The sequence below is a fragment of the Polyangium mundeleinium genome (assembly GCF_028369105.1).
In the GTDB taxonomy this organism is placed as follows: Bacteria; Myxococcota_A; Polyangia; order Polyangiales; family Polyangiaceae; genus Polyangium; species Polyangium mundeleinium.
The window spans coordinates 11,678,879-11,693,448 of record NZ_JAQNDO010000001.1 but is presented as its reverse complement, the minus strand read 5'-3'; the positions used below and the strand labels follow the sequence as shown (position 1 = coordinate 11,693,448).

Annotated in this window: 8 protein-coding genes; 1 reads left to right on the top strand and 7 read right to left on the bottom strand. The window is 68.9% G+C overall.

Features of this window, described 5'->3' with window-relative positions; all coding sequences use genetic code 11:
- Positions 1 to 56: 56 nt before the first annotated feature.
- Positions 57 to 1,667: a uroporphyrinogen-III C-methyltransferase gene (gene cobA / locus POL67_RS46070; RefSeq protein WP_271927899.1), complete on the top strand. Its 1,611-nt coding sequence runs from the start codon at positions 57 to 59 to the stop codon at positions 1,665 to 1,667.
- A 9-nt stretch (positions 1,668 to 1,676) separates the two neighbouring features.
- On the opposite strand, the gene nhaR is transcribed toward cobA, so the two are convergent.
- The 7 genes from nhaR to secA form a co-directional block, all read right to left on the bottom strand.
- Positions 1,677 to 2,576 (bottom strand): transcriptional activator NhaR, encoded by a 900-nt coding sequence (nhaR, locus tag POL67_RS46065; RefSeq protein ID WP_271927896.1) that lies wholly within the window; start codon positions 2,574 to 2,576, stop codon positions 1,677 to 1,679.
- An 82-nt stretch (positions 2,577 to 2,658) separates the two neighbouring features.
- A complete protein-coding gene (locus POL67_RS46060) occupies positions 2,659 to 4,056 on the bottom strand; it encodes a CehA/McbA family metallohydrolase domain-containing protein (RefSeq protein WP_271927894.1) in 1,398 nt (465 codons plus the stop codon).
- A gap of 36 nt (positions 4,057 to 4,092) precedes the next feature.
- Positions 4,093 to 4,470: a dihydroneopterin aldolase gene (folB, locus tag POL67_RS46055; protein WP_271927892.1), complete on the bottom strand. Its 378-nt coding sequence runs from the start codon at positions 4,468 to 4,470 to the stop codon at positions 4,093 to 4,095.
- A gap of 120 nt (positions 4,471 to 4,590) precedes the next feature.
- A complete protein-coding gene (locus POL67_RS46050; RefSeq protein ID WP_271927891.1) occupies positions 4,591 to 5,316 on the bottom strand; it encodes a Crp/Fnr family transcriptional regulator in 726 nt (241 codons plus the stop codon).
- Between the two features lie 44 nt (positions 5,317 to 5,360).
- The gene (locus POL67_RS46045; RefSeq protein WP_271927888.1) at positions 5,361 to 9,230 is read right to left on the bottom strand and encodes a hypothetical protein; all 3,870 of its coding nucleotides are present in this window, start codon (positions 9,228 to 9,230) and stop codon (positions 5,361 to 5,363) included.
- 89 nt (positions 9,231 to 9,319) lie between these two features.
- Positions 9,320 to 11,386, bottom strand: a complete 2,067-nt coding sequence (locus tag POL67_RS46040; protein WP_271927887.1) for a hypothetical protein — start codon at positions 11,384 to 11,386, stop codon at positions 9,320 to 9,322.
- Positions 11,383 to 14,421 (bottom strand): preprotein translocase subunit SecA, encoded by a 3,039-nt coding sequence (secA, locus tag POL67_RS46035; RefSeq protein ID WP_271927886.1) that lies wholly within the window; start codon positions 14,419 to 14,421, stop codon positions 11,383 to 11,385. Before secA ends, POL67_RS46040 begins: the two co-directional genes overlap by 4 nt.
- Positions 14,422 to 14,570 lie beyond the last annotated feature (149 nt).

Genomic DNA, 14,570 nt, shown 5'->3' with positions numbered 1-14,570 from the left:
GCGCATTGTGTCAAGGATATGGCAATCGGGTGAAGACGAAAGTACGCGCGGGGATCATGAAAAATCGGGCAGAAGGCGAAGAAGGCGGGGATTTGACGCGCTCCGCGGCACAGGCTGCCGCGCCGGGGACGGTGTACCTGGTGGGCGGGGGGCCCGGAGATCCGGGACTTTTGACCGAACGTGGGGCCGAGCTTCTTTCGAGCGCCGAGGTGGTGCTGCACGATGAGCTGATTCATCCGGCCCTGCTTTCGCGTGTGCGGCCCGACGCCGTCGTGATGGCCGTGGGGAAGCGTGGTGCGGATCGCGCCTCGAAGCAGGCGAAGCAGGACGCGATCGAGGCGGAGCTCGTGCGGCTCGGGCGCGCAGGGAAGAGCGTGGTGCGGCTGAAAGGCGGTGATCCGTACCTGTTCGGGCGAGGCTCGGAGGAGGCGGAGGCGCTGGCGCGGGCGGGCGTGCCGTTCGAGGTGGTGCCCGGCGTGTGCTCGCCGCTCGCCGCGACGGCGTATGCAGGGTTTTCCCTGACGCACCGGGACCTCGCGTCGAGCGTGACGCTCGTGAGCGGGACGATGCGATCGGGCGCGGGATACGACTGGTCCGAGCTCGCGAGCGTGAAAGGCACGATTTGTGTGCTGATGGGGATGCACAACCTGGAGGAGGTCGTCGCGGGGCTCCTGGGGCCTTCGCGGCGGGATCCCGGGACGTCGGCGGCGGTGATCCAGTGGGGGACGCGGGCCGAGCAGCGGGTCGTGACGGGGACGCTCGCGGAGATCGCGGAAAAGGCGCGCGCCGCAGGGCTCGGGAGCCCGGGGATCGTGCTCGTGGGGGCGGTGGCCGCGCGGCGGGAGGCGCTGCGCTGGTTCGATACACGTCCGCTGTTCGGGAAACGCGTGGCTTTGCTCCGGCCGCGAGGTCAAGCGCAATCTGCGGCGAAGCGGCTGCGGCAGCGAGGAGCCGAGCCCTACGTGTGGCCGGCGATCGAGATTGGGCCGCCGCCGGATCCGCCTTCGGTTTCGGGGCTCGTGCACGAGCTCGGCGCGTGGGACGTGGTGGCGTTCACCAGCGAGAATGGCGTGGAGCGGCTGTTTGCGGCGATCGCGGAGGCGGGCCTCGACGCGCGGGCCTTCGGGCGCGCGAAGGTGGCGGCGATCGGGACGGGGACGGCGGCGGCGCTGCTCGCCCGGGGGATTCGCGCCGACATCGTGCCCGCGGATTTTCGCGGCGAGGGATTGGCGGCCGCGATTCTGGCGGATGAGGAAATACGGAAACGTTTGTCGGAACAGAATATTGTACGCGTGGTGATCCCGCGCGCGCTCGTGGCGCGGGAGGCGTTGCCCGAGATGCTGCGGGCGGCGGGCTGCGAGGTGCGGGTCGTGCCGGTCTACGAGACGCGAAAGGCAGGACCCGAGCGGGCGGCGGAGCTCGTGCAGCAGTTTTCGACGAAATCGATCGACGTGGTGCTGCTTTCGGCGACGAGCACGGTGGAGGGGCTCGTATCGGCGCTCGGGGCGCAGGCAGGCGCGTTGCTTTCGGGCGTGACGGTCGCGAGCATTGGAGAGATCACGACGGAGAGCGCGCGGGCCCGGGGAATCGAGGTCGCCGTGACGGCGGAGACGAGCACGATGGAGGGGCTCGTGGAGGCGGTGGAGAGGTATTTTACGCGAAAATGACGGGCGGGTTCAGCCGAAGATGTGCTTGCGCGCGGCATTGGCGACCGCGCTCGTGGCGGGATTTTTGATTTTTCGCTCGCCGGTGATCGCGTAAAAGCGCTCCTTCACGGCGTCGGTGTGGCCGACGACGCGCAGGTCGTACTGATTCTGGATTTCCGCTTCGATCACCGAAGGCGCGACGAGCACGCCCGCGCCGGCCTGGCCAAAGACCTTGAGGAGCGCGCTGTCGTCGAACTCGCCCACGACACGAGGCCGGACCCTTTCGGACTCGAACCATTGTTCGAGCGAGCGGCGGAGCGTGGTGCCCTCGGCCGGCAAGAGGAATGGCGCGCCGTCGAGCAGGCCCGGGAAAGGCCGCCGCGTGTCGAGCACGACCGAGGGCGCGGCGAAGAAGCTGATCCCGCATTCGCCGAGCAAATGGCTGTAGGCCTTGATCTTCATGCCCGAGCCGAGCGGCGCGTCGGTGATCACCATGTCGAGGTTGTGGAGCGCGAGCTCGGCGAGCAGCCGCTCCGCCTTGTCCTCGCGACAAACCATCCGCACGGGCTCTTCGAGGCCGAGCGCCGGTTCGAGCAGGCGGTGTGCGATGAGTTTGGGCAGGACGTCGGCGATTCCCACCACGAACCGGAGCGGCCTGCCCGTCGGGCGGCCTTTGACGGTGTCGAGTAGCTCGCGGCCGAGGGAGAAGATGTCATCGGCATAACGAAAAACGACGCGCCCGACCTCGGTGAGGACGAGGTGGCGGCCGCTGCGGACGAAAAGCTTCTCCCCGAGGGCCTCTTCGAGGGCACGAATCTGCCCGCTGATCGTGGGCTGCGCGAGCCGTAGCTCGTGGCTCGCCCGCGCGATGCTCCCTTCTCGCGCGACGACCCAGAAATAAAGAAGGTGATGATAGTTGAGCCACTCCACAGTAGCGCAAGCATACCATCGTCTTTCCCGATGTCTCTCGCTCGATCCATCGGTTTTTCGGGCAACTGACCTCGCTTCGGCTTCAGGAAATTCGAATCGGATTGGCAAGGAGCCACAAGCGCTCGCGGATGTACCCCTCGCCGGTGTCGCCCACGTGCGGGCGGAGGTGCGTCGGCAGGATGCGGACCTCGACGCGGTACGCGCCGGCCGGCGCATTTTCGAGGCGAATCGTGTCGCCCTCGGCCGCGATCGTGGTCCCGGACGCGTCGATGTGGAGCAATCGCATGGAGATCGTCGGCGCGGTGACGCCAGGATCGATGTTATGGACCTTGGGAGCACGGGCTACGATTGTCGATCCGGCGGGAGCCTGCCCACCCATTTCAACGACGGCGCCGTTTGTCTCGGCATGGAAGTCGAAGCCGGCTGGCGCGCCGAGGATCTCGAACGCGACGTAGCTCCGGCCAGCGGCGAGGGCAGCCTTGACGGAGGTCGGGGTGATCGGGCCGTCGACGAGCGCAATGTTCGAGAACCACCGCATGAGGCGGCGGTAGCTGTCGCCACGCTCGCCGTCGCGCAGGACTCCGGGGAAGCTGTTCTCGTGGACGTCCGTGCCCGCGATGCCCGTGACGTTGCGCGTGGCGAGCAAGGCGTCCCAGCGCTGGCCGTAGATGGGTAGCTCCTCGAAGAAGCCGAGGAACGCGAGGTCGGGCTGCGGGCCTTCGTCGTCCTGGCGGGTGAACGGGAGGATGGAGGCGCCGCCGCCGTAGGCTTCGAGGCCGAGGTAGTCCTTGCGGATGTCCGGGTCGATGGCGGCGTGGACGTTGTAGACCTCGACGCCGTCGAAGGGCATCGAAGCGAGCCACTCGGGCGTGCGGGATTCGGTGTGTGCGACGAAGACGAGGGCGCCTGCGTCGTGCATCGCGTCGACGGTGGAGGCGTCTTCGCCTTCGTAGGTCGCGCGGCGCGTGGCCGGGTCGCCGGGCAGGTGGCGTTCGAGGCCAACGGACATGAAGGTGTTTTCGTTGCCCGCGGTGACGAGAACGCGGCGGCCGTCGCCGCATGCGACGTAGTTGCCGATGGGCGCGCCGTCCGCGCCGAGGACGGGTTCGTCGCCGGGCTGGATGAAGAGCAGCGAGGGGAACTCGGCGTCCGCCATGTGGGCGGCGTGGTCGGTGAGGAAGACGAAGTCCTCGGCAGCGTCGCACATGCCGCGGCGGAGGTTCGCAACGCAGTCGGTCCGCGGCACGCCGCTGTCGTCGAGGCCTTTGCCGTCGCAAGCGTCGTGCGAGTAGGGCGAGTGGCTGTGGATGATGCCGCGGGCCTGCGTGAAGCCACGCACGGGGCCAAGCGCGACGTCACTCGGCGTGGCGAGTTTGTCCCAGGCGCGGGGCGTGGGTTTGACGGCGGGGGTTACGTCCTCACCGGAGCAAGCGAGGGCGAGGAGGACGAACGGTGCCGCGAGGAGCGAGAGGCGAGGCATGGCCCATGATAGGCCGCTCGCTCGCCGGAGGGATGGCTACGCAGGCCGGTTCGCCGAGAGCTCGACGGAGACCGCGTCGACCGAGACCGACGTGGGGGGGCCGAACTTCTTGACCTGTACGGTCACGGCGATCGCGGGCGTGTCCGCGAGGATGCGCGTGATGAGCCGCTCGGCGAGAATTTCGAGCAGCTTGTACGAGGCGCGCGTGCCCTCGTCGACGACGAGGGTCGCGAGCTTGTCGTAGTTGAAGACCTTCGCGAGAGTGTCCGTCCGAGGCAGACTCGTGACGGGCAACGTGACCTCGACATGGACGACGAAGTCCTGCGGCAAGCCGCGTTCGGCCCGCGAGACACCATGGCGCGCGCGGAACCGGATCCCTTCGAGTCGAATCCGGTAGCTCTGAGCGATCGACATCGCGGTCGGGCGATAGCACGCCCGCGCGCAGCCGAGCACGCGAAAAGGACGCACGAGCGTGGTCGACGCGCGGGGCTTCGCTCGGACAAGCCGAGCGACGCCCCCGAACCACCGGACGGGTCAGCGGCGCTTCGCGAGCGCGTCGCGGTCGACCACGATGAGCCGTCGACCCGCCACGGCGAGCAAGCCGTCCTTGCGGAGCGCGCCGAGGGTGATGGTGACGGTCTCACGCGTGGAGCCGATCGACTGCGCGATCTCCAGGTGGGTGATCGGCGCAGAGATCAACGTGCCGCGTGTGTCGGGTACACCCCAGCGATCGACAGCGGCGAGGAGGAACTCGACGAGGCGGCCTTCCACGTTGCGGAAGAGCAACGACTCGATGCGATCCTCCGCGGCACGCTGGCGGTCGACGAGGAGGCCGAGGAGCGCCAAACCGAGCGCGGGATCGTCCCGTAGCCACGCGTGAATCGCGGCGACCGGGAAGCGGACGACCTCGCTCTCGTCGATGGCGATCGCGCTCTCGGTGTACGTCTGCGCGCCGGCGAGCGCGGCCTCGCCGAGGAGATCACCGCTGCCGCGGTAACCGAGGGGGACCGTCTGTCCGGACGGAAGTTTGCGCTCGAGCCGCGCTCGCCCGTGACCGAGGAGCGCGAGGGAGGTGACGTTGTCGTCCTGTTTCTGGATGGACATGCCGGCACGGACGACGTCGAGCTCGGCGACTTCGAGCGCGTTGTCGAACGTCGCACGAGCCACCTTCTCGAAGAGAGGGCAGAGCTTCAACGCACGGTTGATGCGTACCTTCGGCGCGTCCACCGAGGGGCGTCGGTTATCCTGGATCGTGACCATGATTCATGGTCCATATTACCAGGATTGGGCGTAACGCGAGATCGCTAACGTGGTCCGACTGAAATTACGATGTCGCGGTGCAACGCGGCCTCGGCTTCGCGGACGAAGCTCTGGAAGGTGCCATACGCATCGGGCTGCACGCGGCCAGCGGGGATGGTGATCGCGCGTTCGAAGACGAGGGTGTCGCGATCCACGCGGTCACTGACGGTCGCCGTGCGGCCTCCGTCCTGGGTGGAAGCTGCCGCGAGCTGGGTCGTGACACGGGCGCCCTCGGGCAGTTTCACGCGGAGTCGAACATTCGAAAAAACCGATGATTGTTCGGAGATGTAGAGCGGCGTCTCACGCGCGGGGAGGGCGGCGAAGGGCGAGAGGCGGAGCGCGAAGGGCGGCGAGATGACCATGTCGCCGGTGCGGACACGCGCGAAGTCGTTCATCTCGAGGTCCATGACGAGGACGAGGGGCGCGTCGAGATCCGTCGCGTTCTTGATGTCGAGCGAGCGCAGACGCGCGCCGGGCAAGGCCTGGCCGATGAGCTTGGTCTCGATGGCCTCGTCGCGTTGCGCGTCGGGCAGGCTCTCGAGGGCGCTGCGCAGCATGATGGCGAACTTGCCCTCGAAGCGTTGTTCGAGCTTGATCCCCGCCGATCCGTCGGCGCGGAGCTCGACGGTGCCCTCGTAGGTGACGCCGTCGCGCGAGCCCGTGAGCGGCGTATTTTCGCGCGGCGCGCCCTCCTTGAGCACGACGGCAGGCTGGCCACGCAAGGAGCTCGGGAGGTAGCCGAACGGCGCGAACTTGTCGCGCACGACCATCCAGCGCGCGCCACGCTCGGTGCCGAGGCGGACCGCGAGCGCGTTGAAGGACTCGGCCTCGCTGAGCGGGCCGTTCGAAGGTGGAGTGAGGCGATCACGCACCATGCCGAGCGAGGCGTCGATGCCGACGAGGCGGCAGAGGTAGAGGAAGGCCTCGGTGCGGTTGCCGCTCTTGCCGATGACGATGCGGCGTCCGTCATCCTCGCGGGACTGCTCGCGGCCCTGCTCGACGTTCGCGAGGACCCAGCGATAGATGCGCCGGGCCTGCTCGTCGACGGACGCCGGCTTGGCAGGTTTGTCCTCGGCGTCGGGCGCGGCGCCGGTGACGATGCTCTCGGCGATCCGCTTGAGGCGCGGGTCGCGCGGGACCTCGTCGCTCGTGGCGTCGACGAGGCGGTCGATGCGGTCTTCGAGGTTGATGCCCCAGCCGATGCGCACGTTCGGCAAGAACTCCTGCGTCGGCGCGCTGCCAGGCTCCTCGGGGAGCGCAGGGCTGCGATCGACGCGGAAGCGACGCTCGACGAACGCGCCGTTCTCCTTGAGGGTCGGCTTCGGGACGCTGCCGCCGATCTCGACGTCGAGCGGGCGGTTCTTGGGCGTGACGACGACATACTCGCTGATGAAGTAGGGGATCTTCTCCTCGCGGAAGAACCAGCGCGGGCCCTCGAAGCTGCGCCCGCCGCGGCCATCGCCGCGCAGCGTGTAGAGCGTCTCGGTCTCGATGTAGTCGCCCACTTCGAGGTGCGGCATGGTGACGGTGGGCTTGCCGTCGACGAACTCGGGTTCGAGGACACGGCCGTCTTTCTTGACGGTGCGAAGCTTGAGTACGAGGCCACGCGGCACGCGCTGCTCGGCGAGCTCCTCGATGGCCTCGCGCGACTGGATGCCGATGATCTCGTGCTCCAGCATGCGCGCCGATCCATCGGCGTGGACCCACAACGTGGCGTAGTCGAGGACGCGCGCCGCGGTGCCGGGCATGGTGACGCCCGACGCCTCGAACTGCGCGATGACCTTTTTGCCCTCGATGCGATACGGCGTGAGCTCGGTCGTGCCCTCGACGAGCTCGATGGCCTCGCGCAGCGCAGAGGGATCCGCGCCGGTCTGGATGGCCTCGACGAGCGCGCTGCGGAGGGCCGTCTTGTCGCCGCGGGCGAGGCGCGCGTCGGCGAGCGCGAGGCGCGCGGAGGCGTTCTCGGGGTCGCTCTTGACGGCGCGTTCGAGGGCGTCGATCGACTCGCGTTGCGCGCCGGCGCGGGTGAGGAGATCGGCGATCTTGATGGCGATGTCCGTCCGATCGCGGCGGGTTTTTCCGATGCGATCGAGCTCGCGGATCGCGCCGCCCCAGTCGCGTCGTTCGAGCGCGCGCTGGAGGGCGACCTCGGCGTCGGGGTCGAGGGCCTCGATGCGCTTGGCGATCTTGTCGGCCTCGGCGACGTCGCCGCGCTCGTCGTGGAGGCGAAGGAGCGCGAAGAGGGCCTCGGTGTCCTCGGAGAAGCGCGCGGCCGTGTCCTTGACGGTGCGCGCATGCTCGACGCTCCAGCCGATCTGCGCGTACATGCGGCCGAGCCCCTTCAAGATGTCCGGGACCTCGCGGAAACGATCGGCGAGCCTGGCGACCTTGGCCGCGGCCTCGGGCGCGCCGACCTTGTCGGCCTCGTCGAGCGCGAGCCAGAAGAGCGAGAGCCAGAGGTCCGGGTCCTTGGCGACGGCGCGCGCGCGGACGTCCTTCACGAGATCACGCGCGTCGTTCTGCGGGAAGATCGGGTCCTTCTCGATGAAGAGCGCCTGCGTGGAGAGCGCAGGTCCGGTGGCGCGCGAGGGATCTTTCACGAGCGGTTCGAGCAGCACGGAGGCGAGGTCGTCCTGCCCCTCGATGTGCGAGAGCCACGCGGCGAGGTAGCGCGCGATGGGATCGTTCGTGTCGCGGGGCGCCGGGCGCTGGGTGCGCGGCGCCGCGGGGACGCCGAGCGCGAGGAGGAACGGTTCGAGGACGTTGGGATCGGGCAGGACGAGCGGCGGTTCGAGGACGTACGGCGCCGTAGGATCGTCGGAGGTCTCGGCGCCGAGGGGCAAGCCGTTCGGCGCGAGGATGCGGATGCCGGTCTCGGCGCTGCCGATCCGCGCGAGGATGCGGTGGCGGCCCGCCGAGAGGCGGACACGCGCGCCGAAGCGAGGCCAGATGCCCCAGTCGCGCGGGTCGCGCGTGAGGACCTCGACGTCGTCGACGCGGATCGAGAACGCGCCCTGCACGGCGACGATGAGCTCACGCTCGGCCGGCAGTTCGAGGTAGGTCTCGGCGTAGAAGACGCCGCCGGCGACGGGCTCGGCACTGCGGATCTGGCAGCCGCGCCGCTCGGTGGCGAGGACACGCGGGCGATCCTGGCGGCGCGGATCGGCCGGGAAGAGGCGAGGCCAGGGGCCGGCGCGCTCGGCCTCGTAATGCATGCGGTGATCACTCGGGGCGAGGTGGCCGAAGGGACCGGCGATGCGCGCTTTCTTGGCGCAGCCGAAGCGATCGGCCGCGATCTCCGTCGGGCTCTTGTCCTTGCCCTCCGCGTCCTTGCGCAGGCCCTCGACGCTCCACCACTCAGCGAGGTCGCTGCGCGCGCGCCAGCCGATGTGGCCCGGCTGATCGATCGTGCGCAGGACCGTGTCCTTCGCGAGGTCCCAGATGCCGGGGACGCTGGAGCGCAGGCGGAGCAGGTGGCTCGCCGCGTACCAGCCGACGAGCGGCGCGTCGGGGTGATCGGTGGTGCGGGCGGCGCTCACAGCGTCGAGGTGGGCCAGGGCGGCCGCGCGGAAGCGTCCGTGGGTCTCGTCGTCGACCGCGCGCGCAAGCGAGGCGTAGAGGCCCTTATTCGAGGCCTTGTCGAGCTTGCCGCGCGCCTCGCGGGCACGCGCCGCGTCGCCGCCGGGGACGAGCAGCTCGCCGAGGAGCCACCGGCCGAGGACCTCTCCGTCCTGCGAGGCGCTCGCATCGGCGCGCATGGCCTCGATCGGATCAGCGGCCGTCTTGGGGACGGCCGATCCGCAGGCGCCGAGGGCCGCGACGAGCGTGGCGGCGGTTGCGATGCGAGCGATCGCGGCGATCAGGCGAGGACGCATGGCCGACGTGTTAGCGCGGCCAGGCAGGGGGGGCGAGCCGTCAGGGGACGGCGCCGTCGAGTTGGCGGGGGTTTGGGGCGCAGCTCCGTTTACGGAGCGGAATCCCCAATCGACAAATTCGAGATCTGGTGGAGCAGGACCGCCTGCTCGACCACGCCCGGCGCGACGTGCTCGCCCTCGGGCCCGACCGCTCGGCGCAGCGTCGCGAGCTCCTGGTGGGCCGCGAGCAGGGCTTGCTCCAGCTCGACCGCGACGGCCGCCGGTTCTCCCTCTCCGCGCTCGGCGGACGCGAGGGCGAGCTCGAGCTGCGCGATCCGCCACTCCGCAGCCTTGAGATCGGCCTCGGAGCGGGCCGCGCGGGCGGCGAGCGTGTCGAGCTGCGTCTTCATCGTCTCGGCGTCGTCGACGGGCGTTGCGTCGGCGGTCTCCACAGGAGCCGCTTCGACTGCTGATGCATGACCGACGAGCGGCGACGGGGGCACGGGCGCACCGTTCTGCGGTGTGGCCGCCGGAGGAGCGGCCTCGCCCGCAGGGGCCACGGCGGCGCCGCGGAGCGTTTCGAGCTCCTCGACGAGCTCCTTGCCCACCCGCAGGCCTTCGCGCAGCTCTGCTTCGAGCACCGTGATGCGAAGGCCGCGCGCCCGGAGCTGCGCTTCGAGCGCGTCGATCTCCGGCGCGAGCGACTCGCTCGCGGCGCGCTCGGCGAGGAGCGAGGCCGTTTGCTTTTCGAGCGTCTGCGTCTTCTCGGCCAGGTGAAGCCGCTCGGCCGTCGTGGCCGCGAGCGTCTCGGCGAGCTCGTCGGCGCGGCGCACGGAAGCTTGCCGCGTGGCCTCCGACCGTTCGAGCGCGGCTTCGAGCTGGGTGACGCGCGAGAGCAGGCCGGGATCCGGCTCCCGCGCGGCGGCTTCCTGAGCGGCGAGCCGGAGCTCGAGTTCGGCGACGCGAGCGCGCAGCCCGGCCCGATCGTTCGAGAGTTCCTCGAGGCCCACGCCTGCCGCGCTGAGCTCGCCTTCGAGCTCCAGGGCCCGCGAGCGTGTCGCGGAGAGCTCGGCCGTGAGCTGATCGATGCGCTCCTTCGCGCCCGGGATCTCCGGCCGGCCGCGGGCGAGCCCGAGCTCCACCTCGGCCTTCGTGCGGGACTTCTTCTCGTCGTCGAGCTGCTTCGCGAGCTTGGTCGCGCGGTCGCGCTGGCGGCGCAGCTCCTCGTCGAGGTCGCGGATCTGGTGCGTCAGCCGCTCGGCGCGCACGTGCGTGTCGCCCGCGCGTGTGTCCACGTCGCGCAGCCGTTCGAGCTTTGCTTCGAGCTCGACCACGCGCGCCGCGGTCGCCAAGGCGGCAGCCGCGCGCTCCTCGGCGGACTTTTCGTCCGTGCGCCTTCGCTCGTCGTGCGCGGCGAGCGCGGCTTCAAGCTCCTTCACGCGGCCGGTATCTGCGGCCTTCCCGCCCGCCGTCCCGATCGCGTCGCGCACCTCGGACAGCGAGAGCTCCACGACCACGAACGCGTCGACGGAGACCTTGCGTTCGCTGGCGATCGCGATGAAGTGCTCGGGCTCCTCGGTCGCCTTGAGCAACGACGTGTCGACGCTGACCTCGAGATCCGGACCGGCGGCGAAGTCCGCCACCGTGTACCCGACGAACGGCGCTTGCCCGAGCATGCGCACGACGGGGAACTGGAGCGAGACGAGGTCGTAGAGCGCGTAATACCCGGGCGGCGACGTGTCCTTGCCGCGGGGCGCGGGGAGCGCGAGCAGCCGTCGTGACGCGTCTGGGTTGGGCGAGGCGATCACGGCGATGCCGGCCGTGCCGACGAGCTTTCGTGCTCTGCGGAGCACGTCGGACGGGTCGGCGAAGATCGACAGGTCCGGCAGAACGACCACGTCGAAGGCCCCGTCGCGCACGCCGAGGTCCCCTGCGAGCACTGCGTGCATCACGTGCCGGTCGCGATCCTGCGCGGTGCGCGCGAAGGCCTCGGCCGCGCGCGCTGCATCGGGATCGTAGGCGTGGACGAGCCTCGCGCCGCGCTCGACGAGCTTCTCGGCGAGCTCCAGGGTCGCGTCACCGAGCACGGCGACGCGACGCGCGCGGACGAGGCGCTCGAGGTAGGCCCCGAGCACCATCGACGGGTGGACCGGCCTTTGTGACGCAGCGGTGCTCATACCGACGCTTCGTCCTCCAGCTCGGAGCCGTGGCACTGCATGAAGGGCTTCCCGCTACCGCAGGGGCACTCCTGCTCGGCCGCGACGATCGGCTCTTGCGGGGGCGGCTCTTCGGAGGCGCCGGGCGGCAGCTCCTCCTCGTGGTGGGCCACGGCGTGGTCGAGCTGCTCCTGGTGGCGTGCGAGGTCTCGCTCCTCGATCGCCTGCTCCTCCTCCTCGCGACGCACCTTCATCGCGAAGACCTTGGTCATCACGTTCGACTGCACGCGCGCGACCATGGTCACGAAGAGGTTGTAGCCTTCCTTCTTGTACTCCTGCTTCGGGTCCTTCTGGCCGTAGCCGCGCAGGCCGATGCCGTCGCGCAGATGGTCCATGTCGGTCAGGTGATCGACCCAGGACTTGTCGAGCTCTTCCAGGTACACGTGCCGGAAGATCCGCAGGAGCAGCTCCGTCCCGATCTCCTTCTCGCGGGCCTCGAAGGCCTTCTCGCCGCGGTTGAAGAGGTCCTCGGCGAGGGCCTGCTGCTCGGCGTGCTCGGCGATGTCGTCGGGCAGCTCGATCCCGAAGTGCTCGCGGAAGCCCTGGAAGATCCCGCCCCAGTCCCAGTCCTCCGGCGGCTTGCGGGGCGGGCAGTTCTCCTCGACCATCGCGCCGATGATGCGGTCCATCAGGTCGAGGAAGCGCTCGCGTTGCTCGGTGAGCGCGCGCGGGACGATGTCGACGCACTCGTCGTAGATCTCGACGCCCGCGTCCTCGCGACCCTCGAAGTCGATCTTCACGCCGTAGCGCGTGTAGAGCTCCTTCTGCAGATTGTCGGCCTCGACGAACTTCTCGACCTTCTCGAAGTCCTTGCGCGTCAGCGTGCGCGGGTTGCCGTCCTTGTCGCGCGGCGAGATCGGGTCGGCCGCGAACATGCCGAGCAGGTAGCCGACGTCGGGCACCACGTCCTCGACGAGCCGCTTGAGCGGCTTGATCGCGCGCTTCTCGCCCGTCGCCTTGCCCTCCTCGTCGACGATGTCGGGCGAGTAGCGCCCGACGAGCAGCTGCTGACGGATGTCGTAGATCGTCTTGCGCTGCGCATTCATCACGTCGTCGTACTCGAGCAGGTTCTTGCGGATGTCGAAGTTGCGCTCTTCGACCTTCTTCTGCGCGTTCTCGACGCTCTTCGTGACCCAGGGGTGCTCGATGGGCTCGTCGTCGGGCATGCCCATCTTCTCCATGAGGTTCTTCACGCGGTCGCCCGCGAAGATCCGCATGAGGTCGTCCTCGAGCGACAGGTAGAAGCGCGACAAACCGGGGTCGCCCTGGCGGCCGGCGCGGCCGCGGAGCTGGTTGTCGATGCGCCGCGACTCATGTCGCTCCGTGCCGATGATGAAGAGCCCGCCGGCCTCGCGCACCTCGGCGCCTTCGGCCTCGCACTCCTTGCGGATCTGATCGGTGAGCTCCTCGAAGGCCTCGGGCTCGGCCTCGGGCAGGCGGTTCTGCTCCTTGAAGCGCAGCTTCGCGAGCATCTCGGGGTTGCCGCCGAGGAGGATGTCGGTGCCGCGGCCGGCCATGTTCGTGCTGACCGTGATCGCGCCTTTGCGACCCGCCTGCGCGACGACGTACGCCTCGTTCTCGTGCTGCTTCGCGTTCAGCACGCTGTGCTTGATCCCCTTCTTCGAGAGGATCTTCGCGATCGCGGCGCTCTTCTCGACGCTCGTCGTGCCGACCAGGATCGGCTGGCCCTTCTCGTTCTTCTCGATGATCTCTTTGACGACGGCGGTGAACTTCTCGCGCTCGGTCTTGTAGACGACGTCCTCTTCGTCCTTGCGGATGATGTTCTTGTTCGTCGGGATGATGATGACGTCGAGCTTGTACGTGCTGTGGAACTCCGAGGCCTCGGTGTCCGCCGTACCCGTCATGCCGGAGAGCTTCTTGTAGATGCGGAAGAGGTTCTGGAACGTGATCGTCGCCATCGTGCGGCTCTCCTCCTGGATCCGCACGTTCTCCTTGGCTTCGACGGCCTGGTGCAGGCCGTCCGACCACCTGCGGCCTGCGAGCACGCGGCCGGTGAACTCGTCGACGATGAGGACCTTGCCGTCCTTGACCAGGTAGTTGACGTCGCGCTTGTAGAGCGAGTGCGCGCGCAGGCACTGGTTCAGGATGTGCAGCGTCTCCAGGTTGACCGGGTCGTAGAGGTTCTTGCTCTTCAGGACCCCGATCGCTTCGAGCAGCTTCTCGGCGAGCTCCACGCCATCGTCAGTGAGGGTGACGGAGTGGCCCTTCTCGTCGACGTTGTAGTGCTCCTCGTTGCGGAGGCGCGGGATGATGTCGTTGATGACGCGGTACTTGTCGCTCGACCGTTCGCCCTGGCCGCTGATGATGAGCGGCGTGCGGGCCTCGTCGATGAGGATCGAGTCGACCTCGTCGACGATCGCGTAGTTCAGCGGGCGCTGGTGGTAGTCGAGCGCCGAGAACTTCATGTTGTCGCGGAGGTAGTCGAAGCCGAACTCGTTGTTCTGGCCGTAGGTGATGTCGCAGCGGTAGGCGTTCCGCTTGTCGGCGTCGTTCTGCTGGTTGACGACGACGCCCGTGCTCAGGCCGAGGGCGCTGTAGAGCTTACCCATCCACTCGGCGTCGCGCTTGGCGAGGTAGTCGTTCACGGTGATGACGTGGACGCCTTTGCCTTCGAGCGCGTTGAGGTAGCAGGGCAGGGTGGCGACGAGCGTCTTGCCTTCGCCGGTGCGCATCTCGGCAATCGAGCCCTGGTGGAGCACCATGCCGCCGATGAGCTGCACGTCGTAGTGCCGCATGCGCAGCACGCGCCGGGAGGCTTCGCGGCAGACGGCGAAGGCTGGGATGAGGATGTCGTCGAGCTTCGCGCCGTTGTCGAGCTTGGTCTTGAACTCGGCCGTCTTGGCCTGGAGCTCGGCGTCCGAGAGCTTTTTCAGGTCCTTCTCGAGGGCCCCGATGGCCTCGACCTTCGGTCGCATGCGGCGGACGGCACGGTCGTGCGAGGTGCCGAAGATCTTCTTCATCGCCCAGGTGAGCATCGTCTTTCGCTTTCGCCTTGGCTCCGGGGCTCGTCGTCCCGGTCGGATCGTGCGGTGCGTGGGGGTGGCGCGGAGCCTGCCGAACGTAGTCCCTACGGCAAGCGGGCGCAAATCCCTCGCGGGAGGGGGTCCCGCGGGGTAGGGCCTGA

Coding starts and splice junctions, on each gene's coding strand:
- cobA (WP_271927899.1), top strand. CDS start 57: ATGAAAAATCGGGCAGAAGGCGAAGAAGGCGGGGATTTGACGCGCTCC.
- POL67_RS46060 (WP_271927894.1), bottom strand. CDS start 4,056: ATGCCTCGCCTCTCGCTCCTCGCGGCACCGTTCGTCCTCCTCGCCCTC.
- folB (WP_271927892.1), bottom strand. CDS start 4,470: ATGTCGATCGCTCAGAGCTACCGGATTCGACTCGAAGGGATCCGGTTC.
- POL67_RS46050 (WP_271927891.1), bottom strand. CDS start 5,316: ATGGTCACGATCCAGGATAACCGACGCCCCTCGGTGGACGCGCCGAAG.
- POL67_RS46045 (WP_271927888.1), bottom strand. CDS start 9,230: ATGCGTCCTCGCCTGATCGCCGCGATCGCTCGCATCGCAACCGCCGCC.
- POL67_RS46040 (WP_271927887.1), bottom strand. CDS start 11,386: ATGAGCACCGCTGCGTCACAAAGGCCGGTCCACCCGTCGATGGTGCTC.
- secA (WP_271927886.1), bottom strand. CDS start 14,421: ATGCTCACCTGGGCGATGAAGAAGATCTTCGGCACCTCGCACGACCGT.